General features: G+C 56.6%; 21 protein-coding genes and 1 other RNA gene. 15 read left to right on the top strand and 7 right to left on the bottom strand.

The window, feature by feature from the left end; translation table 11 throughout:
- Positions 1 to 12: 12 nt before the first annotated feature.
- On the top strand, positions 13 to 141 hold the full coding sequence (locus WFM49_RS07530) for a hypothetical protein (protein WP_003803595.1): 129 nt from the start codon (positions 13 to 15) through the stop codon (positions 139 to 141).
- A gap of 251 nt (positions 142 to 392) precedes the next feature.
- On the top strand, positions 393 to 1,316 hold the full coding sequence (locus tag WFM49_RS07535; protein WP_009455091.1) for a glycosyltransferase family 2 protein: 924 nt from the start codon (positions 393 to 395) through the stop codon (positions 1,314 to 1,316).
- Positions 1,317 to 1,322: 6 nt separating this feature from the next.
- Here WFM49_RS07535 and WFM49_RS07540 read toward each other — a convergent pair whose 3' ends face one another.
- Complete coding sequence (locus WFM49_RS07540) at positions 1,323 to 1,823, bottom strand: hypothetical protein (RefSeq protein WP_083054116.1); 501 nt, start codon at positions 1,821 to 1,823, stop codon at positions 1,323 to 1,325.
- A gap of 162 nt (positions 1,824 to 1,985) precedes the next feature.
- Here WFM49_RS07540 and ettA point away from each other — a divergent pair, with 162 nt between their 5' ends.
- The 3 genes from ettA (at position 1,986) to WFM49_RS07555 (ending at position 4,559) form a co-directional block, all read left to right on the top strand.
- A complete protein-coding gene (gene ettA / locus WFM49_RS07545; RefSeq protein ID WP_009455087.1) occupies positions 1,986 to 3,659 on the top strand; it encodes an energy-dependent translational throttle protein EttA in 1,674 nt (557 codons plus the stop codon).
- A gap of 10 nt (positions 3,660 to 3,669) precedes the next feature.
- The gene (locus tag WFM49_RS07550; protein WP_009455085.1) at positions 3,670 to 4,206 is read left to right on the top strand and encodes an isochorismatase family protein; all 537 of its coding nucleotides are present in this window, start codon (positions 3,670 to 3,672) and stop codon (positions 4,204 to 4,206) included.
- A 125-nt stretch (positions 4,207 to 4,331) separates the two neighbouring features.
- A complete protein-coding gene (locus tag WFM49_RS07555) occupies positions 4,332 to 4,559 on the top strand; it encodes a glycine zipper 2TM domain-containing protein (protein WP_009455083.1) in 228 nt (75 codons plus the stop codon).
- 122 nt (positions 4,560 to 4,681) lie between these two features.
- Here the strand turns inward: WFM49_RS07555 and WFM49_RS07560 are convergent, their stop codons facing one another.
- The 5 genes from WFM49_RS07560 to WFM49_RS07580 form a co-directional block, all read right to left on the bottom strand.
- Positions 4,682 to 5,830 (bottom strand): aromatic ring-hydroxylating oxygenase subunit alpha, encoded by a 1,149-nt coding sequence (locus WFM49_RS07560; protein WP_336972643.1) that lies wholly within the window; start codon positions 5,828 to 5,830, stop codon positions 4,682 to 4,684.
- Positions 5,831 to 6,087: 257 nt separating this feature from the next.
- Entirely contained in the window at positions 6,088 to 6,366 is a 279-nt protein-coding gene (gene minE, locus WFM49_RS07565; RefSeq protein ID WP_009455079.1) for a cell division topological specificity factor MinE, read from the bottom strand.
- 1 nt (position 6,367) lies between these two features.
- Positions 6,368 to 7,183, bottom strand: a complete 816-nt coding sequence (gene minD, locus WFM49_RS07570) for a septum site-determining protein MinD (protein ID WP_009455077.1) — start codon at positions 7,181 to 7,183, stop codon at positions 6,368 to 6,370.
- Positions 7,184 to 7,406: 223 nt separating this feature from the next.
- Positions 7,407 to 8,177 carry a septum site-determining protein MinC gene (minC, locus tag WFM49_RS07575; protein ID WP_336972647.1) on the bottom strand — a complete coding sequence of 257 codons (771 nt, stop codon included), beginning with the start codon at positions 8,175 to 8,177 and terminating at the stop codon, positions 7,407 to 7,409.
- A gap of 10 nt (positions 8,178 to 8,187) precedes the next feature.
- On the bottom strand, positions 8,188 to 9,945 hold the full coding sequence (locus tag WFM49_RS07580; protein ID WP_035271102.1) for a glutamine--tRNA ligase/YqeY domain fusion protein: 1,758 nt from the start codon (positions 9,943 to 9,945) through the stop codon (positions 8,188 to 8,190).
- 161 nt (positions 9,946 to 10,106) lie between these two features.
- Between WFM49_RS07580 and WFM49_RS07585 the strand changes: the two genes are divergently transcribed.
- The 8 genes from WFM49_RS07585 (at position 10,107) to yfaE (ending at position 21,206) form a co-directional block, all read left to right on the top strand.
- Complete coding sequence (locus WFM49_RS07585) at positions 10,107 to 11,447, top strand: cytochrome ubiquinol oxidase subunit I (RefSeq protein ID WP_009455071.1); 1,341 nt, start codon at positions 10,107 to 10,109, stop codon at positions 11,445 to 11,447.
- Positions 11,444 to 12,493 (top strand): cytochrome d ubiquinol oxidase subunit II, encoded by a 1,050-nt coding sequence (locus WFM49_RS07590; protein WP_009455069.1) that lies wholly within the window; start codon positions 11,444 to 11,446, stop codon positions 12,491 to 12,493. The genes WFM49_RS07585 and WFM49_RS07590 overlap by 4 nt, the downstream gene beginning before the upstream one ends.
- A gap of 8 nt (positions 12,494 to 12,501) precedes the next feature.
- Positions 12,502 to 14,274, top strand: coding sequence for a ClcB-like voltage-gated chloride channel protein (locus tag WFM49_RS07595; protein WP_022983447.1), 1,773 nt, complete (start codon positions 12,502 to 12,504; stop codon positions 14,272 to 14,274).
- 21 nt (positions 14,275 to 14,295) lie between these two features.
- Complete coding sequence (locus tag WFM49_RS07600; protein WP_009455065.1) at positions 14,296 to 15,432, top strand: hypothetical protein; 1,137 nt, start codon at positions 14,296 to 14,298, stop codon at positions 15,430 to 15,432.
- 9 nt (positions 15,433 to 15,441) lie between these two features.
- Positions 15,442 to 17,268: a DNA helicase RecQ gene (recQ, locus tag WFM49_RS07605; RefSeq protein WP_254499703.1), complete on the top strand. Its 1,827-nt coding sequence runs from the start codon at positions 15,442 to 15,444 to the stop codon at positions 17,266 to 17,268.
- A 198-nt stretch (positions 17,269 to 17,466) separates the two neighbouring features.
- Positions 17,467 to 19,746: a class 1a ribonucleoside-diphosphate reductase subunit alpha gene (nrdA, locus tag WFM49_RS07610; protein WP_031232983.1), complete on the top strand. Its 2,280-nt coding sequence runs from the start codon at positions 17,467 to 17,469 to the stop codon at positions 19,744 to 19,746.
- Between the two features lie 18 nt (positions 19,747 to 19,764).
- The gene (gene nrdB / locus WFM49_RS07615; protein ID WP_009455059.1) at positions 19,765 to 20,901 is read left to right on the top strand and encodes a class Ia ribonucleoside-diphosphate reductase subunit beta; all 1,137 of its coding nucleotides are present in this window, start codon (positions 19,765 to 19,767) and stop codon (positions 20,899 to 20,901) included.
- Positions 20,898 to 21,206 carry a class I ribonucleotide reductase maintenance protein YfaE gene (gene yfaE / locus WFM49_RS07620; protein WP_009455057.1) on the top strand — a complete coding sequence of 103 codons (309 nt, stop codon included), beginning with the start codon at positions 20,898 to 20,900 and terminating at the stop codon, positions 21,204 to 21,206. The genes nrdB and yfaE overlap by 4 nt, the downstream gene beginning before the upstream one ends.
- Positions 21,207 to 21,221: 15 nt before the next feature.
- On the opposite strand, the gene abc-f is transcribed toward yfaE, so the two are convergent.
- A complete protein-coding gene (gene abc-f / locus WFM49_RS07625) occupies positions 21,222 to 23,033 on the bottom strand; it encodes a ribosomal protection-like ABC-F family protein (protein WP_336972656.1) in 1,812 nt (603 codons plus the stop codon).
- A 65-nt stretch (positions 23,034 to 23,098) separates the two neighbouring features.
- Here abc-f and rnpB point away from each other — a divergent pair.
- Positions 23,099 to 23,505: RNase P RNA component class A (gene rnpB, locus WFM49_RS07630), an RNA gene on the top strand.
- A 289-nt stretch (positions 23,506 to 23,794) separates the two neighbouring features.
- Complete coding sequence (gene mraZ / locus WFM49_RS07635) at positions 23,795 to 24,223, top strand: division/cell wall cluster transcriptional repressor MraZ (protein WP_009455053.1); 429 nt, start codon at positions 23,795 to 23,797, stop codon at positions 24,221 to 24,223.
- Position 24,224 lies beyond the last annotated feature (1 nt).

Raw genomic sequence — 24,224 nt, forward strand, 5'->3', positions numbered from 1 at the left:
TCGGAGATCACCATGGCGGAAATCAAACGCACTCGCCGCAACACGCTGGAGCGTCGTTGCCTGGGTAAAGCATTCAAACGTCTGTTTGTGCGCGCACCCAAGGGCGTTTTCAAAATGCTGGAAAAGGTCAAGCGCGTCTAAGTGCCTGGCTTGAGCGGTGTACAAGCAGAAACCTGATTTTTCAGCTTGAAATCACACCCAGCAGCAAAAAAACCACAGGCTTGCCTGTGGTTTTTTTGTGCGCGTTTGATTTTGCTTCGGGTTTGTCTGGAGCCCTGCAGATAGTGCGCTGCACAGCGCCGTGCTTGCTTTATGATGATGTCATTCTGATGCAGATCTAAGTAGCTGCCCGTAACAATAATCAAAACAGTGGTTTATGGGGACACCCGCGTATGGAATGGCGCCATTTGTTCACCGTCCTGACACCTAGCTATAACCGTGCTCATACCTTGGAGCGCGTGTATCTTTCCTTGTGCGAGCAAACCTGTCAGGACTTTGAGTGGGTTGTCATTGACGATGGTTCCACAGACGGGACAAGGGAACTGGTGCAAGGCTGGCAACAGCAAGCCTCCTTTCCGATTCATTATGCCTGGCAGGAAAATCGTCACAAGAAGGCGGCGTTCAATCACGGCGTGGCTCTGGCCCAAGGTGAACTGGTCGTTGCTTTGGACAGTGATGACACCCTGCTGGTGAATGCGCTCTACGATATGGCGCAGATCTGGGCCGACATCCCCGTATCAGAACGAGCGGGCTATGCGGGCATTACAGGCCTGTGTGTGCGACCGGATGGCAAGGTCGTCGGTGATATGTTCCCCCAGGATATTTTTGATGCCAGCTCTTTGGACATGAGTTTTCGCTACCACGTGCGGGGCGAGAAGTTCGGCTGTTTGAGTACCGTTGTGTTGCGCAAGTTTCCCTTTCCCGATCAGATCGACGGCTTTGTGCCAGAAAGCCTGGTGTGGCGGGCGATTGCCCGTGCGGGCTACAAGAACCGATTTGTGAACACCGTATTCCGTGTCTACCACGACAGCCCGGACTCCTTGTCGGTGCAAGGCAAAACCAGCCAGCAACATGCACTGGGCTTGTGGCTGCTGGCGCAGGATACGGTGGTGAAGTGTCTGCCCTGGTTCCGCTACGAGCCCAAGGCGTTCTTGATGGCTGCCGCGCGTTACACCCGCTTTGGGCTGCACCTGCGTGCCAGTGGGCGCAAGCCACCAGCAGGCTATGGCTTGAAAGGCCTGGCGTCTTATCTGCTGGTGGGTTTGATGTGGCCGGTGGGTGTCGCTTTATATCTGCGGGACAAGCGACGGGCCTGAACGCGATTAGTGCAGGGTGTGGCCGTGCACGCCCGGTTCCGGGCTGTCATCATCATCGTCCTCGTCGTCTTCATCCGTCTCATCCTCGACGGCGAAGGCATCTTCGCTCAGGGCGAAGGGCAGCAATTCTTCCAGGGTCTCGGTCCAGGCGACTTCCTCGCCTTCTTCGTCCACTTTGATAAAGCGCACAGGCTCGGCATCGCTTAACTGGATGGCCCACAGGTAACGGCAGGCATAGACCGCCGTGTCCTTGGGGTCCAAGCCGCCGCGGTTGCCCACGATGCGGGCCTGTTCGCCGCCTACCTGCACAATCGTGAATTCGCTTTCGTCTTCATTCTTGTCCAGGGGCATGGCAAAGATGACCCATTCAAAGCCGGTTTCTTCCGCTCCCACGATCTCGGCCAGGACGGCACGACCCAGGTAGGCACTCAGCGCATCGGCAGTGCGGCCCAGGGTTTCGATCTCTTCGGTGGTAAATACAAGTTCAGGGGCGTCAGGTGTGGGCATGGCGTTTTTGGATTGTCAGCAAAAGTGAGTATATTACCTGAGACAGGCCTGCACTCAGGCCGGGTGTTTCGTTCTGAACCTGACAGAAGCGCACCTTTCGGGCGCCAAACGCCTACAATCCCAGTTTTCCGAACACGACCTGTTTTTCCTTTTTAGGTTTATATGGCTCAATACGTTTATTCGATGAACCGCGTGGGCAAGATTGTGCCGCCCAAGCGGCAGATTCTGCGCAATATCTCCTTGTCTTTTTTTCCAGGTGCCAAGATTGGTGTGCTGGGCCTGAACGGCTCGGGTAAATCCACCTTGCTCAAGATCATGGCCGGGGTAGATACCGAGATCGAGGGCGAAGCCGTCCCCATGGCGGGGATCAAGATCGGTTACCTGCCACAAGAACCTCAGCTGAATCCCGAACACAGCGTGCGCGAAGCCGTGCAGGCCGGTTTGGGCCAAGTGTTCGAGGCGCGTCAGCGTCTGGAACAGGTCTACGCCGAATACGCCGAGCCCGACGCAGATTTTGACGCTCTGGCCGCCGAACAGGCCGAACTGGAATCCATCATTGCCGCCGCCGCGACCAGCGGTGCGGACGATATCGAAACCCAAATGGAAATCGCGGCCGATGCGCTGCGTCTGCCACCTTGGGATGCCTCCATTGCCAACCTGTCCGGTGGTGAAAAGCGTCGCGTGGCCTTGTGCCAGTTGCTGCTGTCCAAGCCTGATATGTTGCTGCTGGATGAGCCCACCAACCACCTGGACGCGGAAAGTGTGGATTGGCTGGAAGTGTTCCTGCGCCAGTTCCCCGGCACCGTCGTAGCAGTCACTCACGACCGTTACTTCCTGGACAACGCCGCCGAGTGGATTCTGGAACTGGACCGTGGCCACGGTATTCCCTGGAAGGGCAACTACAGCTCCTGGCTGGAGCAGAAAGACGACCGTCTGAAGCAGGAAGAGGCGTCGGAAAGTGCTCGTCAGCGCACCATCAAGAAAGAGCTGGAGTGGGTGCGCCAGAACCCCAAGGGACGTCAGGCCAAAGCCAAGGCCCGTCTGGCCCGTTTCGAGGAACTGTCCTCGCACGAATACCAGAAGCGCAACGAGACCCAGGAAATCTTCATTCCTGTGGCCGAGCGTTTGGGTAATGAAGTTATTGAGTTTGAAAACGTCAGCAAGGGCTATGGCGATCGTCTGCTGATCGACAACTTGAGCTTCAAGGTGCCAGCTGGTGCCATCGTCGGGATTATTGGTCCTAACGGTGCAGGTAAGTCCACCTTGTTCCGCATGCTGGCCGGTAAAGAGCAGCCTGATTCCGGTACGGTCAAACTGGGCCAAACCGTCAAGCTGGCTTATGTGGATCAGTCGCGCGATGCCCTGGCTAATGAAAAGACCGTCTTTGACGCGATTGCCGATGGCGCAGACCTGCTGACCGTGGGCCGCTTTGAAATGCCATCGCGTGCGTACCTGGGCCGCTTCAACTTCAAGGGCGCGGATCAGAACAAGATCGTGGGCAATCTGTCTGGCGGGGAGCGTGGTCGTCTGCACCTGGCCAAGACCCTGATCGCAGGCGGCAACGTCTTGCTGCTGGACGAACCATCCAACGACCTGGACGTGGAAACCCTGCGTGCTCTGGAAGATGCCCTGCTGGAGTTTGCCGGCTCGGTCATGGTGATCAGTCACGATCGCTGGTTCCTGGACCGTATCGCCACCCACATTCTGGCTTTTGAGGGTGATTCGCAGGTCGTATTCTTTGATGGCAACTATCAGGAATACGAAGCAGACAAGAAGAAGCGTCTGGGCGAAGATGCTGCCAAACCTCGTCGTATCCGCTACAAGTCCCTGAAATAAGGAAAGTGCCATGCCTGTGCTCAATGCTCACCAGTCTTTCGTCCTGATTGTGGATATGCAAACGGGGCTCCTGCCCGCCATTGCAGACCACCAAGCCTTGGTCGAACGGGCCGGGAAGCTGGCACAGGCGGCGCGTCTTTTAGGGGTGCCGGTGCTGGCAACCGAGCATTGGGCCGAGAAAATCGGCCCAACCGATGCTTCTTTGTTACCACATATTGATAAAGTGCTGCATAAAACCCACTTCGATGCCACGCGCGAAGCCGATTTTTTGCCTGCCTTGCCGGTAGGGCGCACACGAGTCTTGTTACTGGGTACAGAGTCTCACGTGTGTGTGTTACAAACTGGCCTGGGTTTGATGGAGCGTGGTTATGAACCTGTGCTGGTCGGGGACTGCGTAGGCTCGCGCCATCCCGAGTCCCGACAAGCTGCCTGGGATCGCTGGGCGATGCATGGATTGGAGCGCGTTAGCGCCGAAATGGCCATGTTTGAATGGTTGGAAACGCCGGCTAACCCCGTATTCAAGCAGGTTCTGGCCCTGATCAAATAAACTGAACAAAAGCTGAATTACATCTGTTGCGTTGCCTAACAATAGGGTCTGGACTAATTGGCTCCGTAGGGTGAAGATAGACTTTAATGCCGTGTTGAGCACGGATACTTCACGGAGGTTTACGGATGAAAATGACGACTATCACTAAAGTGGGTATGGCCACGGTTCTGGCCGTCGTGATGGCGGGCTGCTCTTCCTGGGATGGTATGAGCAAACGTCAAAAGGGTGCCGTAACCGGCGCTGGTCTGGGTGGTGTGGCTGGTGCAGTCATCACTAATGGTGGCGTTCTGGGTACGGTCGGTGGCGCAGCGATTGGTGGCGTGATCGGCGATCAGATCGGCAAGAACCGCTAAATTCAAATTCTCTGATTGAGCTGAAACGCTCATCGGATTAAAAGCCTCAAAGCCTGGGAGATCCCTCCCGGCTTTGAGGCTTTTTTCTTGCTTAGGGCAGTAAGCAGGCTTGCGGTGATGTCTTACGGGTGGTGCCGCTTGTCCATCATGGAGCGATACCATTCGTGAAAGTGCTTCATGCCGTCTTCCAGCGGTGACTGGTAGGGGCCTACCTCGCAGACCCCACGCTCCATCAAGGCGCGGCGGCCGGCATCCATACGTTCGGCAATCTCATCATCTTCTATGGCCGTTTCCATATAGGCGGCGCGTTGTGCTTGCACAAAGTCACGCTCGAAGGCCACGATGTCTTCCGGGTAGTAGAACTCCACCACATTCATGGTTTCCTGCGGCCCCTTGGGGTACAGCGTGGAGAGCACCAGCACATGCGGGTAGATCTCGATCATGTGGGTGGGGAAGTAGGTTACCCAGACGGCACCGAAATCCGGTGCTTCGCCCTGGCGGTAGGCCAGCAGATTGTCATGCCATTGGCGATAGGTGGGTGAGCCTGGATTGGCCAGGGCCTGATGCACGCCGACTCGTTGCAGGCTATACCAGTCGCTGAACTCCCACTCCAGATCGTCACAGGTTACGAACTGACCCAGACCAGGGTGAAAGGGAGCGACGTGATAGTCCTCCAGATAGACCTCGATAAAGGTTTTCCAGTTGTAGTTGCACTGGTGGATTTCGACGTGATCAAGCACATAGTCCTGAAAGTCGAATTCAGGGCGGCTGAACAAGGCGGCCATATCCTGGGCTGGATCGCGCGGGCCTTCAAACAGCAGGCCATGGCAATCGCGCAAGGGGTAGCGTTCCAGGTTCAGACAGGGCTTGTCCTTGAAACGGGGAGCCGCCAGCAAGTCGCCTTGCGCGTTATAAGTCCAGTTGTGCAGGGGGCAGACAATATTGCCGCCTGTGCTGCTCAGGGAGCCGTGGTTGGCCTGATTGGGCTGGCCGGGCATGCCACCAAGCATCAGGGCCTGACGATGCCTGCAGACGTTCGAGAGCAGTTCTACGCCGTGTTGGCTGCGTATCAGAGTACGGGCAGCGTTTTCCTGGATCAAGGTGCGCCAGTCGCCGGGTTCGGGAACAAGTTTTTCATTGCCGACGTACAAGGCCGACTGCTGAAAAATACGCTCTTGTTCGCGCTCGAACAGAGCGTGGTCGAAATAGGCGCTAACAGGAAGCTGGGGGTGAGCGGGCACAAGACGTGCCATCTGACCGAGCTCGGTCATGATTCCCTCCGCATGGGTCAATAAGCCAGGCCTCAGGGGACATCGATGGCACTACTTGCCATCTCTGGCGCGAAGAAAAATCGGAACGGGCCGATTACCAAGGGAAAATTGTACCTGATCTATTAGCCGCCTAGCCGCATTGCGCTGCTCGTTGCAGGTGTTTTGCGGCTTGCTTTTGGTATAGGGAGCAGCCATGAAAATGGCCATCCGCAAGGGATGGCCATTTCAAGCAGCAAAGTTTTTCTGTCAGCAACGCTTTACTTGTTTTCCAGCGTGCTGGCATCAATTTGCGGCATTTCGATTTTAACTTCCAGCACTTCCAGCGAGTCCTGGCGATCAAGGTTCACCTTGATGTCATCGGGATTAATCTTCACGTAGCGCGAGATCACTTCGACCAGCTCTTTTTGCAAGCGGGGCAAGTAGTCCGGAGCAACACCCCCTTGGCCACGTTCGTTAATAAGGATCAGTTGCAGACGGTCCTTGGCAACTGTTGCCGACGTTTTCTTGTGACCGAGCAGGAAGGACAGGAAAGACATATTACTTTCCTCCGAACAGGCGCTTGAACAGACCTGGCTTTTCGTAATCCACAAAACGCAATGGTTTTTCGCCACCCAGGTAACGATCTACGATGTCCTGATAGGCCTGGGACACATCACTTTCCTTGATATGGATAACGGGTACTCCTTGGTTGGATGCTTGCAGCACGGTTTCCGACTCGGGGGTGACACCGATCAGCTTGATGCGCAAGATATCTTCAACGTCTTGCAAGGACAGCATCTCGCCGTCCGACACGCGTTTGGGGCTATAACGGGTCAACAACAAATATTCTTTGATGGGCTCTTTGCCCTGTTCACCACGTCGCGATTTGGCGGCCAGAATGCCCAGGATGCGGTCCGAGTCACGAACCGAGGACACTTCGGGGTTGGTCACAACCAGCGCATCATCTGCGAAGTAGGAGGCCATCAAGGCGCCGGTTTCGATACCTGCGGGCGAGTCGCACACAATGTATTCAAAACCCATGCCCTTGAGCTCTTCCAGTACTTTCTCCACACCTTCGCGGGTCAGCGCGTCTTTGTCACGCGTCTGGGAAGCGGGCAGGATGAACAGATTTTCCAGCTGCTTGTCACGGATCAGGGCCTGGTTCAATGTGGCTTCGCCCTGGATCACGTTGACGAAGTCATACACCACGCGTCGCTCGCAACCCATGATCAAGTCCAGGTTGCGCAAGCCAACGTCAAAGTCGATGACCACGGTCTTGTGACCGCGCATCGCAAGACCAGATGCAAAACTGGCACTGGTGGTGGTTTTGCCCACACCACCCTTGCCGGAGGTCACTACAACTATACGCGCCATGACAATCGGATTCCTTTGTTTTTCAAGTCACATAATCGTAAAGCATAACGGGCCTAATTTTGACATCCGTTCTGCCACTTAGCCTACTGCTTAGAAACAAAACATATCAATTGCTTTGTTCCGTGTCAGCTTACACGGTTGCGCTTGCACTTGCTTGCTCTCATGCGGGCTCTCAGTGCAAGCCTCTATAAAAAGCGCCGGCAAAAGCCGGCGCCTTGTACTGCTAGGAGCTCAGAGGATCAAATCTGAGCGTATCTTCTTCCAGCGTGACGACAACGGGCTTGTTGCGTAGCTGTGCATCCAGTCGCGTTTCAATAATGCGATACACACCGGCAATGGCAATCAGTTCCGGGTCCAGCTCGGTGGTGAAGATGCGTGCTTTTGCATCGCCACGGGCACCAGCCATGGCCTTGCCGCGCAGTGGACCGTAGACGTGGATATTGCCATCGGCTACCACTTCTGCACCCTGGCTGACCGCCCCGATCACGATCAGATCCGTGTGGCGCGCGTAGATGCGCTGGCCTGAACGCAGCTGACGGTTGATGATGAGCGCAGCCGGAGCAATAGCGGGCGGTGGCGGGGCGACCGCCGCTGGTGCTTCTTGCTGGGAGGCTTGCGACAACACGGGCACTTCCTTGTCCGGTGCGGCCTGGGTTTGGGGGCGGGCTGGTGGGTTGGACAACTCCACATGCGGCAAGCCGCTGTCGATGGCGTTATCGGCATGGTCAGGGTGGGCAATGATACCCACCGGGTGCAGCTTGTGCTCACGCAAAGCGGCAACCAGGGTGGCCCAATCCACCGGCACATCAATCGCGCTGGCATCAATGACGACGGGTTCGTCCTCAAAGAAGGAGCCAGCGTCTTTCATGCGTTGAGACAGAGCGGCTAACTGCTCGGCCGTGTCAGCCGAACGCAGCACCACCCGTACGGCGTACAGCGTGGCGCTTTTGAAATCCAGGGCCTGCGGCCCTTTGGCATGAGTCTGATCGTTCACGTCAATAGCCTTAGACCCAAGTGTCTTTCAGAGTCGTAGTACGGTTAAGAACGGGTTTTTCTGGCGTGGAGTCCACACGGTCCGCCACAAAGTAGCCCAGGCGTTCAAACTGCCAGCGGGCATCGGGCGTGGCCTTGGTGCCGGGTTCCAGCCAACCTTGAATCACGCGCAGCGAGTTCGGGTTGATGTGCTCCAGGAAGTCCTGGTCGGCTGCATCGGGCTGAGGGTGGGCAAAGAGACGGTCATACAGACGAATCTCGGCGGCAATCGCGTGCTCGGCGCTGATCCAGGTGATATTGCCCTTGACCTTGACCGAGTCTGCGCCGGGCGTGCCGCTCTTGGTGTCGGGCAGGTATTCCGCCAAAACCTGGGTGACATTGCCTTGCTCGTCCTTGACGCAGCCGGTGCAACGCACGACATAGCCGTATTTCAGACGCACGGTATTGCCGGGGAACAGGCGGAAGTACTTTTTGGGTGGCTCTTCCTTGAAGTCCTCGCGCTCGATGTACAGGCGCCCGGAGAAGGGGAACTCGCGCTGACCGGCTTCCGGATTGTGCGGATTGCGCGGTGCGTGGCACAGCTCGCTTTGGCCTTCCGGGTAATTGGTAATGATCAGTTCGATCGGGTCCAGAATGGCAACGCTACGGTCGGCCACCGGGTCCAGATCATCGCGCAGGGCTTGTTCCAGCAGGCTGTAGTCCACATGTTGGGCTGCCTTGGACACACCCAGGCGGTCGGTGAACAGGCGGATGGCACCGGCGCTGTAACCACGGCGGCGCAAACCGGCCAGGGTAGGCATGCGCGGATCGTCCCAGCCCGATACGTGGTTTTCCTGAACCAGCTGGCGCAACTTGCGCTTGCTGGTGACCACATAGGACAGGTTCAGACGCGAGAACTCGTACTGCTTGGGCAGCGGGTCGGACAACTGACCCAGTTCGACCAGGCGTTCCAGAATCCAGTTATAGAAGGGACGCTGGTCTTCAAATTCCAGGGTACACAGACTGTGGGTGATGCGCTCGAGCGCGTCTTCCACGGGGTGCGCCCAGCTGTACATGGGGTAGATACACCATTTGTCGCCAGTGCGATGGTGTTCGGCATGGCGGATACGGTACATGACCGGGTCGCGCATATTGATATTGGGCGAGCCCATATCGATCTTGGCGCGCAGGGCCATGCTGCCATCGGGGTGCTTGCCGTCGCGCATTTCGCGCAGCAGCTTGATGGACTCCTGGGCAGGGCGGTCGCGCCAGGGCGAGTTCACCCCTTTTTCAGTCAGGGTGCCACGGTTGGCACGCATTTCTTCGGCGCTTTGCTCGTCAACGTAGGCATGGCCCGCGTTCACCAGGGCTTCGGCGAACTGGTACATATAGTCGAAGTAGTCGCTGGCAAAGTACAGGTTCTCTTCTTTATTGAAGGTCCAGTCAAAGCCCAGCCATTTCACCATGTCGATAATGGCGTCCACGTACTCCTGTTCTTCTTTTTCAGGATTGGTGTCGTCAAAGCGCAGGTGGCAGGCACCTTGGTAGTCGCTGGCCAGTCCGAAGTTCAAACAGATACTTTTAGCGTGCCCAATGTGCAGATAGCCGTTGGGCTCGGGGGGAAAGCGCGTACGGATACGCGCGGCATCAACAGCCGCCCCTTCCTGGGTACTGGCCGGGCCTGGCTGACCGGCCCAGGATTTTTGTGCGTAACGGCCAGCGCTCAGATCCTGGTCGATGATCGTGCGCAGAAAATTAGATACGGGAGCGGGAGTGGTGTCAGAGGTCATACACGTTTGAAATAAAGAAGCCGACAGACTAATCGGCCATTTTGCCACGTTCTTGTTTTAGAGGGGTATTTACCCCATGAACGGGTTCTAAAAAATCAGGGAAGAACTTGGGGTAGTATGGTGGCGTTTGCAGGCCAATTCACCCTACACTAGCGCTCATTATGACGCACTCCGCCCTTTCTCTGTCTCATGCCCAGTTTTTCCTTAGCCTGGGCTTCATGCTGCTGTTTCTGGCCCTGGAGCTGGGACTGGCCTGGGTGTTGCTGTATTTCAAGATCAGAACCTTTGGCAACAAGGCCGCGGCCTGGATGGGGGCGTACCGTTTTTGGGTGCGTCTGTTTGCGCTGGCGTTTATTTTAAGCTTTGCGGCGTCCATGCCCGTGCTGCTTCAGTTTGGCAGTGTCTGGCCGGGCCTGATGGAGCAGGTGGGTGATGTTATCGGTCCCATGCTGGCCGCCTCCATGCTGTCCTTGTTCATTTTCAAATCCTGCTTTTTGGGTGTGATGCTGTTTGCCCAGCGCATGCTGTCCAATCTGGTTCATACCGTGGTGGTGCTGATGGTGGCCCTGGGCGTTACCGTCACGGCGTTCTGGTTGGTGGCGATTGTGGCCTGGATGCAGGTGCCAACGGGTGTCGATGTGATTGAAGGCCATTATGTGGTGATGGAATGGCTGGATGTGCTCAGCACGCCCGCCTTACCCTGGTATGCCGGTCTTTTGTTTGCAGGCAGTTTACTGACGGTGGCCTTTTTCATGTTGGGTGTAACCTGCGCCCAGACCATGCAAAAGCCGGTTACCGATCAGGAGCGTCTGGCCTTTCGCAGTGCCTTGTTTCTGGGCGGGGTGGCTTGGCTGGCCCTGATCCTCGCCGTGATAGGCAATGGTTTCATGACTGCGGAGCATCAGCCTGCCAAGGCAGCGGCTGCGGCGGCGTACTGGGAAAGCGGCTCGCAGCCTGATTTGATTCTGGTGGCGGCGCCCTCCGCCATGCAGGACAGTGTTCTGGGTGTGCTGCGCTGGTCTCATGCAGGTGGACGCTGGTTGGGTCGTAATGACAGTGGCATTTTGATGGGTCTGGATCAGTTTTCCGACGCCATGCCGCCCGTCACCCTGACCTTCTGGTCCTTCCGTGTAGCCGTGCTGGCAGGAGCCTTGATGCTGTTCCTGCTGTTGTGGGTCTTGTTGCGCACTCGCCGTTATGGCCTGGACCCGCACTCTCTTTCTTATAGAGAACGTCAGCTCATGGTGGTCGCCTCGGTGTTGGGCTGGATCATGTTGCTGGGTGGCGCAGCCTACGTCCTGTTGGGCTTTTTGCCTTATCTGGTCGGTAACGATATTCAGGCCGTGCAAGTGCAAAGCACCGAGAGCGTCTTTACCGTCGGGCTGGGTTTGCTGAGTTACGGCCTGGTCTACGTCTTGTGCATGATTGGTTTTTTCCAGAAGTTGCGACATGCCGTTCGTTTTGGTGTGGTACCGATCGCGCGTCATCGGGGGCGGGCATGATTGACTCTTTTGCAAATGCGCTGGGCCTGGGTGCCCATGATCCGGCGTTCTGGATGCCGCTGGCGTTTCTGGCCCTGTTCTTTTTGATCATTGTGGCCGGTACGGTTCTGGACGGCTTCGATATTGGCGTGGGCTGCCTGTCCTTGCTGGCACCAGACTCCTTGCGTCCCCGCATGCTGTCATTGCTGAGCCCCTGGCGCGATGCCAACGAGTTCTGGCTGTTTCTGGGCCTGGGTTTGTTTGTCTGCGCTTTCCCCAAAGCCTGGGGGGCGGTGATGGGCGGCCTGTACGGACCGTTATGTGCGCTGGGTGTGGGCGTTTTTGCCCGTTCCGTCTCCTTCGAATTCCGACTGCGCGCGCCGGTAGAGCGTCAGTCCCGCTGGCAAATGGGTTTTGCCCTGGGGTCCTGGTTGACGGCGTTTTCCCATGGTGTGCTGCTGGCGCAGGTCGTAGTGGGCTTTCAGAGCGATGCCGGTTATATCTGGTTCTCTGTCTTCATGGGCTTTTGTGCTATTGCCGCGTACTGCTTGCTAGGCGCTAGCTGGCTCATCATGCGTGAAGCCGGCGAGCTGCGTGCCCGAGCGGTCAATTGGGGCCGTCGTTCGGTACGCTGGTTTGCAGCCGGTGCCGTGGGTGTGTCCGTCGTGTTGGCCTTTGTGAATGCCGGCGTGCTGCTTAAATGGAGCGACGGGCCGTATTGGGGCTTGGTATTGTTCCTGTGGGCCTTGATTCTCAGCTGCTTTGTGTCGATTGAAATGAGCCTGCAGCGCATGATCAACAGCAGCTATCGCACCACGACCTTGCCCTTTTTGCTGACCCTGTTCGTGATGGTGTCCGTCATGGCCGGGCTGGCGTTCAGTTTCTTCCCCTATCTGATCCTGGACGAGATGACGATCTGGGACGCCGCTGCCGGGGTGCCAGCCCTGAGCCTGATCCTGTCGGCGATTGTGATTACCTTGCCCATCGTGCTGATTTTCAACGTGTGGGTGTACTGGCGCATGTTTGGATTGTCTCGCCCACCTTTGCCGCCCAGCTTTAAAGGCTGACCTTTTTTATGATTGCCCATTCCGTGCTGTCGATGCGCAAGCGTCTGCAGGGTTTCAAGTGGTTGTCTGATATGCCCGCCATGCTGGCTTGGGCGGTCTTGGCTGGTATTTTGGGTGCCTTGGCGACTTTGGCCTTTCATCAGGGCATGCGCTTGGTGCAGCAAGTTGTCACGGGTCAGCACGGGGGGATCGTCGCAGTCACGGAAAGTCTGCCCTGGTACATGCGCCTCCTGTTTCCCACCTTGGGCGGCTTGTGTGCCGGTATGCTGCTATGGCTGGCAGGGCGTCTGCCGTCGGGAAGCAATTCTGACTATATGGAAGCTGTGGCCATTGGCGATGGCCGCTTGTCCATTCGCCAGGGGCTGCTGCGATCCTTGTCGTCCTTGATGACGGTGGCCTCGGGCGGCTCGATTGGCCGGGAAGGGGCGATGGTGCATCTGGCCTCCTTGTCCGCTTCCGCGATTGGCCGCTTCACCTTGTTTGGTGAAGCCCGTCTGCGCCTGCTGGTGGCCTGTGGCGCCGCAGCCGGTGTAGCTGCCGCTTATGGCGCCCCGATCGCCGGTGCCGTGTTTGTGGCCGAGATTGTGCTGGGCACCATGACCATGAGCAGCTTTGGCCCCCTGTTGATGGCGGCTGTCAGTGCTCACCTGACCATGCGTATGCTGGGTGGTTATCATGCCCCTTACGAAATGACGAATGTTCAGGCCGTTGCGGGTTGGGACATCTTGCCCTTTCTGGTCCTGGGTGTGCTGATTGGTCTGGCTGCACCCGCTTTCCTGAAATTGTTGAATCTGTTCCGTACCCTGTTCAAGCGTACTGGCCTGGGATTGCCTTTGCGCTTGGCTTTGGGTGGTTTGTTGCTGGGACTTTTGCTGATTGTCATGCCGCGCGTGGCCGGTAATGGCTTTAGCGTAGTGTCCTCCATGCTGCACAGCGACTGGGCCTGGTACAGCGTGCTGCTTATCCTGGCGTTCAAGGTTCTGGCCACAGGGCTGACAGTTGGTTCGGGCGCTGTCGGCGGTGTGTTTACCCCCGCCATCTTTGTGGGCGCGGCCTTTGGCACCTTGTTTGGTCAACTGACTTTGCTGATATTGCCGGGTCTGGATTTACCGTTGTACTTGTTCACCTTGGTGGGCATGGGCGCGTTTCTGGGGGCCGCCACCAGCGCTCCCTTCATGGCCATACTGATGTTGTTTGAAATGACGTTGAGCTATCAGTTGGTGCTGCCCTTGATTGTGGCCTGTGTCATGGCTTATTTTGTGTCCCGTGGTGTGGCCGAGGTCGCCATGTATGAAGTCACCCTGGTGCGCGAGCGCGATGCCTTGCTGCGCCACAAGTTGCGTCACACCACCTTGGCCGAGCTGGTACGTCCGGCTGATACCGTCGTCAGCACTACTACCCAAATGCGTGATGCCTTGCAGATGTTTCTGGACTACCCCGTGCGCTATTTGTATGTGGTGAACGAGGAGCAAGTTTATCAAGGTGTGATTGCTCAGCCTGACCTGACTCGAATGTTGTTGGACGACAACGCTGCCCAGGAGCGTGTGGTGGGCGATATTCTGCGCATGGATTTCGTCAAGACGCTCTACCCGAATATGAGTCTGGACGAGGCTCAGGAACACTTTGTGAGCTTTGCCGGGGAGCGTCTGCCTGTATTGAATGGTGACGGCTCGGGCCGTCTGATTGGTGTAGTCTATAAGTCTGCTGTGCTGGAAAAATACTCCGCCATCAAACGCTCCCTGGATGCGAGCGGCGAAGTGATGCTGGATGCCCGGCGCTAAACTCTTTTTGTGACATAAATCATGCGTACAAAAGCTTGCCAGCGAGGCTTGGCAGGCGGGCTGTTGGTCGGTCTTGCCATGCTGTTCGCTGTTCCATTGGCCACCGCTCAAAATCGTGTTGGGCTGGAGAATTTGTCTGCTACCCGCGTGTATGGCGTGGATGAGGCACAGGCCATTCCGGCCCAGGAGCTCCCGCCTGTGGAGCCATTTTTTGATGCTACGCAGTGGCATCGCCAAGGAGATCAGGACTTGCTCAGTCCAGCGGCCTCCATGGATTACACATTTTCCGATTTCAGTCTGAGCGGTGCCAGCACCGCCAGTCTGGCGCGCTCCATCCAATATAGTCAGCAGTCCTCTCCAATTTGGAGTGCTCGCTGGTTGAGCAGTGCGCCCGACCAGGTCTGGCAGTTTGGCGAGCGCAACTGGCGCTATGTGAATGAAGACGGGCTGCAGCTGACCTTGGGCAATGACACGGTTACCGCACCGGACTGGGCGCGGCCCGTGGAACTGGGCGGTATCAATATCACTCAGCAGTTCGAGCAGGGCCCGGCCGGGCCATGGCGTTATGCCCTGGCTGTTGGCGCGCTGGATATGACGGGCAAGCAGGATAACGGGGATCTGGTGTATGGCTCTTCGGCCGGCAGCTTGATGCTCAGCACCGATGTCACCAGTCGTACCAGTATTGATACTCAGATGGAAAGCGCTCGTGATTTTGGGCTGACCGGTCTGGGTGCAACCTATCGATCGCCGGACTTTGGCGTGTGGCAGGCCAGCGTGGCCAAAGCTTCCCATGCGGTGGGGCAAGGTTGGCGTTATCAGGCAGCCTATGGCCTGGATGTGCTGGAGGATTTGCACCTGCAGTGGCAGGGTGAACGCTACCAGGACAATTTTCTGGATTTGAGCCGTTACCAGGGCATGAAGGTGGATGCGGCCAGCAGTCGGCAGATTGTCGGTCTGTCCGTGCCCCTGCGCCGCTGGGGTGAAGTGAAGACTCAGTACGAGGTGCAGCAGGTAGTTGCCGGGGGGGAGAACCGCTACCTTGGGGTCACGCAGCAGTTCTGGTACAGTCCCCACCTTAGGGTGGGTTTGCAAGCTCGCCGTCATCTGGAAAGTCGTCAGTCGAACATCGCGCTGCGTTTTTCTATTCCGATTTTTTAAGCAGGCGGCATGGCCCAGTCAGCACTTGAGGTTCTTCAGGAAGTTTTTGGTTATGACAGTTTTCGTGGTTCTCAGCACGAGATTATCGAGACCCTGATCCAAGGCGGCGACGCCCTGGTCTTGATGCCCACCGGCGGCGGCAAGTCGCTCTGTTACCAGATTCCTGCTTTGGTGAGACCCGGCACCGGCGTGGTAGTGTCTCCCCTGATTGCCTTGATGCAGGATCAGGTGGACGCCCTCAACGAGTTGGGCGTTAACGCGGCGTATCTGAATTCCACCCAGGATTGGCAAACTGCCCGCGAGGTCGAGCGCGAATTTCTGACGGGGCAGTTGGATCTGCTCTATGTGGCTCCCGAACGCTTGCTGACAGACCGCTGCCTGGATTTGCTGGCACGCGGCCAGATTTCCCTGTTTGCCATTGACGAAGCCCACTGCGTATCGCAATGGGGTCACGATTTTCGCCCTGAATATCTGGGTCTGGATTTGCTGGCCCAGCGTTGGCCAGGTGTGCCACGGGTTGCCTTGACCGCTACCGCCACTCAGTTGACGCGGGTAGAAATTGCCCAGCGCCTGAAGCTGGAGGATGCCCGGCATTTTGTTGCCAGTTTTGATCGTCCCAATATTTGCTACCGCATCATTGAAAAGAACGAGGTGCGCAAGCAGCTCTTGAGTTTCATTCAGGAAGAGCACTCCGGAGATGCGGGGATTGTGTATTGTCTGTCGCGCTCGCGCGTGGAAGACACGGCCGAGTTCCTGTGCAAGAACGGTATTCATGCCTTGCCCTATCATGCAGGACTGGACGCGCAGCAGCGCGCCATCAACCAGGCTCGCTTCCTTCGAGAAGAAGGGGTGGTCATGGTGGCGACCATTGCTTTTGGCATGGGCGTCAATAAACCGGATGTGCGTTTTGTAGCCCACATTGACCTGCCCAAATCGGTAGAAGGGTATTACCAGGAAACCGGGCGGGCAGGGCGCGATGGCGAAGTGGCCACGGCCTGGCTGGCCTATGGCCTGCAGGACGTGGTGCAATTGCACCGCATGATTAACCAGTCGCAAGGCGATGCGGCACACCGACGCCAGCAGGGACAGGCGCTGGATGCCATGTTGGGCCTTTGCGAAACCATTTCCTGCCGTCGCCAGCGCTTGCTGGCGTATTTTGACCAGCAAATAGAACCTTGCGGTAACTGCGACACCTGTCTGGAAGCGCCAGAAGCCTGGGATGGCACAGTGGCGGCGCAGAAAATGCTCTCCACCATCTATAGATTATGGCGTGAGCGCGGTCAGCGCTTCGGGGCCGGGCACCTGATCGACATCCTGCTGGGCAAGCTGACGGATCGTGTCAAAGAGCACGAGCACGACAAGCTGACCGTCTTTGGTGTGGGCAAGGATTTGACCGATCAAGCCTGGCGCGGAGTGCTGCGCCAGTTGCTGGCGCATAGCTTGGTCACGGTGGACCCGGAGGGCTACGGCACCTTGTTGCTGACCGAGGCCAGCCGCGAAGTGCTGAAAGGGGAGCGCACCCTGATGTTGCGGCGCGAAACCGTAACACGCGGACCGGCTGCACACCGAGTAAAAGGTCAGGCGCCTGCCGGACCTGCTCTTGAACCCGATCAACAAAGACGATTCGAGGCTTTGCGCGCCTGGCGTGCGGCCACCGCACGCGAACATGGTGTGCCAGCCTATGTCATTTTCCATGATGCTACTTTGCGCGAAGTGGCCATTCGCTGCCCTAGTTCAGAGGCTGATCTGGAGCCGATTACAGGCATAGGCGTACGCAAAAGAGAGGCCTATGGCGAGGCTTTGCTGCGCTGCGTTCAAGAGCTCCAGACGCAATAGGAAATTGTTAGCAGAGCAAAGATTAGTTGCATTTTTATGCGCTGAATCTGCTCTGCAGTCGCAAAACCGCTATTCGCTCAATCCGCTATATGTAGTAGAATGACGCCAATATCACACTATATATGGTGTGCATCAACTGACGCTGGCGGCTGCAAAAGCCGCGTCTTCCGTCAATCACCCCCGATTTCAGAGACTGACATGCAATCAACCGAACAGCTAATGGTCACCAAACGAGATGGCCGTACAGAACCTATTAACCTCGACAAGATTCACCGAGTGGTTGATTGGGCCGCTGAAGGTCTGAGTAATGTGTCCGTCTCCCAAGTAGAGCTGCGCTCTCACATTCAGTTCTATAACGGCATTCGCACTAGCGACATCCATGAAACCATCATCAAGTCGGCTGCGGATCTGATCTCCGAAGATACGCCTGACTACCAATATCTGGCTGCCCGTCTGGCGATTTTCCATCTGCGCAAAATCGCTTTTGGTCAGTTTGAACCTCCAAGCCTGTTCGATCACGTGACCTTGCAAACCAAGGAAGGTCGCTACGATCCGCATCTGCTGCAAGACTACACGCGCGCCGAGTTCGATGAGCTGGATGCTCATCTGGATCACTGGCGTGACATGAACTTCTCCTACGGTGCCGTCAAGCAGCTGGAAGGCAAGTATCTGATTCAAAACCGCGTGACCAAGCGCATCTACGAAAGCCCCCAGTTCCTGTACATACTGGTGGCCATGTGTCTGTTCGCCCGTTACCCAGCCGACACACGTCTGAGCTTTATCAAACGTTTCTACGACGCGGTATCGCAATTCAAGATTTCCTTGCCCACGCCCATCATGGCTGGCGTGCGCACACCCACCCGTCAGTTCAGCTCTTGCGTGCTGATCGAATGTGACGACAGCCTGGACAGCATCAATGCTACGACCAGCGCCATTGTTCGTTACGTATCGCAGCGCGCCGGTATCGGTATCAATGGTGGCCGCATTCGCGCCGTCGGCAGCGAAATTCGCGGCGGAGAGGCTCAGCACACCGGCTGCCTGCCTTTCTTCAAGATGTTCCAGGCGGCTGTGAAGTCCTGCTCGCAAGGCGGCGTGCGTGGTGGTGCGGCAACCTTGTTCTACCCCATGTGGCACCTGGAAGTGGAAACACTGCTGGTTCTGAAGAACAATCGTGGTGTGGAAGAAAACCGTATCCGTCACCTGGACTACGGTGTTCAGATCAACCGCTTGCTGTACCAACGCTTGATCAAGGGCAGCCATATCACGCTGTTCTCGCCGCACGACGTGCCCGGCCTGTACGAAGCTTTCTTTGCCGACCAGGACGAGTTCGAGCGTCTGTACGAGATGTACGAGCAAGATCCTGCCATCCGCAAGCGCAGCCTGCCTGCCGTGGAGCTGTTCTCCCTTCTGATGCAAGAGCGTGCCAGCACTGGCCGTATCTACATTCAGAACGTGGACCACTGCAACACGCACAGCCCATTCCAGGCCGACCGCGCTCCCGTGCGCCAGTCCAACCTGTGCATGGAAATTGCTCTGCCCACCAAGCCTTTGAACGATCTGAACGATCCCGAAGGCGAAATCGCGCTGTGCACGCTGTCGGCTTTCAACCTGGGTGCTCTGGAGTCCCTGGACGAGCTGGACGGTCTGGCTGAACTGATTGTTCGCGCTCTGGATGCTTTGCTGGACTATCAGGACTACCCGGTCAAGGCTGCGCTGAACGCAACCAACAAGCGTCGCTCCCTGGGCGTTGGCGTCATCAACTACGCTTACTACCTGGCCAAGAACGGCACCCGTTACTCCGACCCGGCAGCGTTGGGCCTGACCCACCGTACCTTTGAAGCCATCCAGTACTACCTGCTGAAGGCTTCGGTACAGTTGTCGCGTGAATACGGTCCTTGCGATGCCTTTGACGAAACAACCTATGCCAAGGGTCTGCTGCCTACCGACACCTACAAGAAAGATGTGGACGGTATCTGCAACGAGCCGCTGCACCTGGATTGGGAAGCCTTGCGTGCTGATATCGTCAAGCACGGTCTGCGCAACTCCACCCTGACCGCCTTGATGCCTTCGGAAACTTCCAGCCAGATTGCCAATGCCACCAACGGTATTGAGCCTCCGCGTGGTCTGGTATCCGTCAAGCAGTCCAAGGACGGTATCTTGCGTCAGGTGGTGCCTGAATTTGAAAAATATAAGGATCAGTACGAGTTGCTGTGGCAAATGCCTGGTAACGACGACTACCTGAAGTTGGTTGGCGTGATGCAGAAGTTCGTTGACCAGTCGATCTCTGCGAACACCAACTATGACCCACAGCGGTTCGAGGGTGGTCGCGTACCGATGAAGCAACTGCTCAAGGACTTGCTGCTGGCCTACAAATACGGTGTGAAGACCTTGTACTACCACAACACCCGCGACGGTGCCGATGATTCGCATGGCGAAGTAGAGGATGACGGTTGCGCAGGCGGCGCGTGCAAGATCTAAGCAAGGGTAAATAGCATCATGACTACCTATAGTACTTTTTCCAAAACGGATAACGACCAGCTCAAAGAACCCATGTTCTTTGGGCAGCCGGTTAACGTGGCTCGCTACGATCAGCAAAAATATCCGATTTTTGAAAAGCTGATTGAAAAGCAGTTGTCTTTCTTCTGGCGTCCAGAAGAAGTGGACATCACCCAGGATCGAATCGATTACCAGAACCTGCCTGACCACGAAAAGCATATTTTCATCAGCAACCTGAAATATCAGACCTTGCTGGATTCCATTCAGGGTCGCAGCCCCAACGTGGCCTTCCTGCCTCTGGTATCGATTCCGGAGCTGGAAACCTGGATTGAAACCTGGGCTTTCTCCGAGACGATTCACTCGCGTTCGTACACGCACATCATTCGCAATATTGCCAATGATCCGTCCGTTATTTTTGACGACATCGTGCGTAACGAAAACATTCAGCTGCGTGCGGCCGATATTTCTTCGTACTACGACGATCTGATCAGCGACACCATGCTGTATGCCCAACTGGGCGCGGGCGATCATGAGATCAACGGTGAAACCCGCACGCTAAGCGTCTACGAGCTGAAGAAGAAGCTGTACCTGTGCATGATGAGCGTCAATATTCTTGAGGCCATCCGCTTTTACGTCAGCTTTGCCTGCTCCTTCGCTTTTGCCGAGCGCAAGTTGATGGAAGGTAATGCCAAGATCATTCGCTTGATTGCGCGTGATGAAGCGCTGCACCTGACTGGTACGCAACACATCATCAATATTCTGCGTTCCGGTAGCGATGATCCCGAGTTCGCTCAGATTGCCCGCGAACTGGAGCCGGTCTGCTTTGATATGTTCAAAGACGCAGCCGAGCAGGAGAAACAGTGGGCGGATTACCTGTTCCGCGACGGTTCCATGATTGGTCTGAACAAGGACATTCTGGGACAGTACGTGGAATACATCACCAATATCCGTATGGGTGCCGTGGGCCTGAAGCCTGCGTTTGAGTCCGTCAAACACAACCCCATTCCCTGGATCAACACCTGGCTGTCTTCGGACACCGTGCAGGTGGCACCTCAAGAGGTGGAACTGAGCTCTTACCTGGTCGGTCAGATCGACTCGGCCGTGTCGGCTGGCGACTTCGACGGTATCGAGTTATGAGTCAAGTCCGGACAACTGATCATGACTTTCAGTTGCGGGACGGCGAAACTTTGTTGGAAGGTTTGGAACGAACCGGCCATCAGGTTGAGTATCAATGCAGGAGCGGCTATTGCGGCTCCTGCCGTATTCCTCTTGTGTATGGAAAGGTTGCTTATAAAGAGCAGCCTTTAGCGTATGTCGGCCCAGGCGAGGTTCTGCCGTGTTGTTGCACGGTACTCGAACCGATCATGGTCGATTGCCAGCGCATTGCCCGGATTGAGGAGGAACCGGAGGATCAGTTCGGCTTTACCGGGCTGAATCCCTGATTCCTCTGTCTCCCTTTAGCTGGCCAGGCGCTTTTCTTCCAGCTTTTCCCAACGCTCAAATAACTGCTCCAGGTCAGTGTTGAGCTGATCCAGTTGTTGGTTGATCTCGTCGGCTCGAGCAGAGCCATCTTTATACAGATCCGGTGCGCTCAGCTGTTCCGCCAGTTCGGCTTGCTGGCTTTCTATAGCCGCAATCTTCTCGGGCAAAGCTTCCAGCTCCTTTTCTTCCCACGGGGCCAGACGGCCAGGCTTGTTGGCCCTGTTGTTGCGCTCAGCAGCAGGCTTTTCAGCGGCGGGAGTTGGAGTGCTGGCTGCCGGTGTCTCGGCTTTGGCTTGCGGGCGTTGTGCCAGCCACTCGTCGTAGCCACCCACATACTCGCCCCAATGGCCGTCGCCTTCGGCCGCAATCACCTGGGTGACCACGTTGTCCAGGAAGGTACGGTCGTGGCTGACCAGCAGCACGGTGCCCGTGTAATCCTGAATCAGGTCTTCCAGCAGCTCCAGAGTTTCGATATCCAGGTCGTTGGTCGGTTCGTCCAGTACTAATACATTAGTAGGTTGGGCAAACATGCGGGCCAGCGCCAGTCGGGCGCGTTCACCGCCAGACAGACTGCGTACCGGGGAGTGAGCGCGGGCTGCCGGGAACAGGAAGTCTTCCAGGTAGCTCATGATGTGCTTGCGCTGATTGCCAATTTCTACCCACTCACTGCCGGGGCTGATGGTGTCCGCCAGAGTGGCGTTTTCGTCCAGGCGACTGCGCATCTGGTCAAAGTAGCCTATGTTCAGTTTGGTGCCGTGGCGCACGGTGCCAGAGTTAGGCTCTTGCAAGCCCAGCATGATGCGTAGCAGGGTAGTTTTGCCAGCGCCGTTGTGGCCGATCAGGCCAATACGGTCACCACGCATCAGCACGGTGGAGAAATCCTTGATCAGAATGCGGTCGTCGTAGCCGTGCGTGACATCTTGCAGTTCAGCGACCAGCTTACCGGAGCGCTGGCCTTCGGAAATGGCGAATTTGACGTCGCCCGAGCGCTCGCGTCGCTCGGCACGGTCACGGCGCAATTGTTCCAGGCGGCGAACACGACCTTCATCTCGGGTGCGGCGGGCTTGCACGCCTTTGCGAATCCAGACCTCTTCCTGGGCCAGAAATTTGTCGAATTTGGCATTCTGCTGCTTTTCCGCTTCCAGGTACTCAGCCTTGCGTTCCTGCCATTGGCTGAAGTTGCCGGGGAAACTGAACAACTTGCCGCGGTCCAGCTCGACAATTCGCGTTGCCACCACATCCAGGAAACGGCGGTCGTGGGTAATGATGACCGCGCTGCCACGGAAATCCAGCAGCAATTGTTCCAGCCAAAGAATGCCGTCAAAGTCCAGGTGGTTGGTGGGTTCGTCCAGCAAGAGCAGGTCGGGTTCGTTCACCAGGGCATTGGCCAGGGCGACGCGTTTACGCTGTCCGCCCGACAGACTGCCAGCCAGTGCATCCGGATTCAAGCCCAGCTTGTCGATCAGGGCGTTGACGCGGGCAGGGCGTTGCCAGTCTTCGGCTTCGGTGAAATCGCCACACAGCAAATCGTAAATGCTCAGATTCGGCTCCAGCTCCGGTTCTTGTTCGACGGTGGCTACTTTCAGCCCGCCCAGTCGTTTGACCTGACCATCGTCAGGAGCTTGACGTTGATCCAGAATTTTTAAAAGCGACGATTTGCCAGCACCATTGCGCCCGATCAGACCGATACGTTCATTGCTTTGAATGACCAGATCGGCATGGTCCAGCAAAGCATGGTGGCCGAATGCCAATTGGGCATCGGTCAGGGAAATCAGATTGGTGGACATAAGACTCCAGATAAATCAGCGCGTCCTGCGAATTTCTCTATTGTCGCAGGTTACAATGCATCTGTGAGGCAGGCTGGGCAGTCGCGGTACGCAAGTATCGAGGAAGGTCCGGACTCCATAGAGCAGGGTAGCGGCTAACAGCCGTCCGGCAAGTGTGGCATCACGCCAGACGAGCCGAGGACCAGGGCCACAGAGACGAGACCACAGCAAGGGCTTGCGCAAGCAGGCACAGATACGGCGACTTCCGTGTTTTCTTGTACTTCGGTGCAAAGTGCTGTGGGGTGAAACGCGGTAACCTCTACCCGGAGCAATACCAAATAGGCATACGCAGGCTTTTAGCCCGAGAGGCGGCTCGTCTCAGTATGCGGGTAGGTAGCTAGAACCGGCCAGTAATGGTCGGTCCAGAGGAATGATTGCCGGCCAGCGGGTTCCCGCTGGCATACAGAATCCGGCCTATAGGCCTGTCTCACACTTCTCACGGCGTTCGCCACCAATTGCACCGATTTCGTACATTTGAAAGCAATTGTTAAGGATGTTGAATCCTTGGCAAGAGTCGCTTGCGTGCATTTTTATAACAATTCACTTTTAATGCGCCCTGCAATTTCTTGATTTCACACAGTATTTTTTTTTAGTCACTTCTAGGATAGTGCGCTAAGTGCTTGTTGTGATTGAAAAAATTGCAACCACTGCCTTGACCGCAAAGGCTTTCCCCCGTAGAGTGGGGAAAAGTAGGAAATAGTGTAAAAAAGTGGGGGAAAATAGTGTTCCAAGGCAGCAGCGCACTCACACTGGATGCTAAGGGTCGGATGTCCATTCCGACTCGGCACCGTGACGCGCTTTTGCAGCAGGAACAAGGCCGCTTGACCCTCACTCGCCATCCCGACGGCTGTTTGCTGGTGTATCCGCGCAGTGTGTGGGAAGAAAAGCGCGAACAAATTGCCCGCTTCCCCATGAGTGCCCGTTTCTTGCAACGCCTGCTGCTGGGTAGTGCTCAGGACGTTGATCTGGACTCCGCTGGTCGGATATTGATCGCTCCCGAACTGCGCACCGCAGTGGGGTTGGAGCGCGACGCCATGCTGCTGGGTATGGCCACCCATTTTGAGTTGTGGAATGCGCAGGAACTGGAACGCCGACAGGCCCAGGATCTGGCTGAAAACTCCACAGACGTATTCGACACTTTTTCTTTCTGAG

Origin of the sequence: Alcaligenes sp. PF14, assembly GCF_037150615.1 — a bacterium.
GTDB lineage: Bacteria > Pseudomonadota > Gammaproteobacteria > Burkholderiales > Burkholderiaceae_B > Alcaligenes > Alcaligenes phenolicus.

Excerpts from the sequence above, each read along its gene's own strand:
- WFM49_RS07530 (WP_003803595.1), top strand. The coding sequence starts at position 13 with ATGGCGGAAATCAAACGCACTCGCCGCAACACGCTGGAGCGTCGTTGC.
- WFM49_RS07535 (WP_009455091.1), top strand. The coding sequence starts at position 393 with ATGGAATGGCGCCATTTGTTCACCGTCCTGACACCTAGCTATAACCGT.
- WFM49_RS07540 (WP_083054116.1), bottom strand. The coding sequence starts at position 1,823 with ATGCCCACACCTGACGCCCCTGAACTTGTATTTACCACCGAAGAGATC.
- ettA (WP_009455087.1), top strand. The coding sequence starts at position 1,986 with ATGGCTCAATACGTTTATTCGATGAACCGCGTGGGCAAGATTGTGCCG.
- WFM49_RS07550 (WP_009455085.1), top strand. The coding sequence starts at position 3,670 with ATGCCTGTGCTCAATGCTCACCAGTCTTTCGTCCTGATTGTGGATATG.
- WFM49_RS07555 (WP_009455083.1), top strand. The coding sequence starts at position 4,332 with ATGAAAATGACGACTATCACTAAAGTGGGTATGGCCACGGTTCTGGCC.
- WFM49_RS07560 (WP_336972643.1), bottom strand. The coding sequence starts at position 5,830 with ATGACCGAGCTCGGTCAGATGGCACGTCTTGTGCCCGCTCACCCCCAG.
- minE (WP_009455079.1), bottom strand. The coding sequence starts at position 6,366 with ATGTCTTTCCTGTCCTTCCTGCTCGGTCACAAGAAAACGTCGGCAACA.
- minD (WP_009455077.1), bottom strand. The coding sequence starts at position 7,183 with ATGGCGCGTATAGTTGTAGTGACCTCCGGCAAGGGTGGTGTGGGCAAA.
- WFM49_RS07580 (WP_035271102.1), bottom strand. The coding sequence starts at position 9,945 with ATGACCTCTGACACCACTCCCGCTCCCGTATCTAATTTTCTGCGCACG.
- WFM49_RS07585 (WP_009455071.1), top strand. The coding sequence starts at position 10,107 with ATGACGCACTCCGCCCTTTCTCTGTCTCATGCCCAGTTTTTCCTTAGC.
- WFM49_RS07590 (WP_009455069.1), top strand. The coding sequence starts at position 11,444 with ATGATTGACTCTTTTGCAAATGCGCTGGGCCTGGGTGCCCATGATCCG.
- WFM49_RS07595 (WP_022983447.1), top strand. The coding sequence starts at position 12,502 with ATGATTGCCCATTCCGTGCTGTCGATGCGCAAGCGTCTGCAGGGTTTC.
- WFM49_RS07600 (WP_009455065.1), top strand. The coding sequence starts at position 14,296 with ATGCGTACAAAAGCTTGCCAGCGAGGCTTGGCAGGCGGGCTGTTGGTC.
- recQ (WP_254499703.1), top strand. The coding sequence starts at position 15,442 with ATGGCCCAGTCAGCACTTGAGGTTCTTCAGGAAGTTTTTGGTTATGAC.
- nrdA (WP_031232983.1), top strand. The coding sequence starts at position 17,467 with ATGCAATCAACCGAACAGCTAATGGTCACCAAACGAGATGGCCGTACA.
- nrdB (WP_009455059.1), top strand. The coding sequence starts at position 19,765 with ATGACTACCTATAGTACTTTTTCCAAAACGGATAACGACCAGCTCAAA.
- yfaE (WP_009455057.1), top strand. The coding sequence starts at position 20,898 with ATGAGTCAAGTCCGGACAACTGATCATGACTTTCAGTTGCGGGACGGC.
- abc-f (WP_336972656.1), bottom strand. The coding sequence starts at position 23,033 with ATGTCCACCAATCTGATTTCCCTGACCGATGCCCAATTGGCATTCGGC.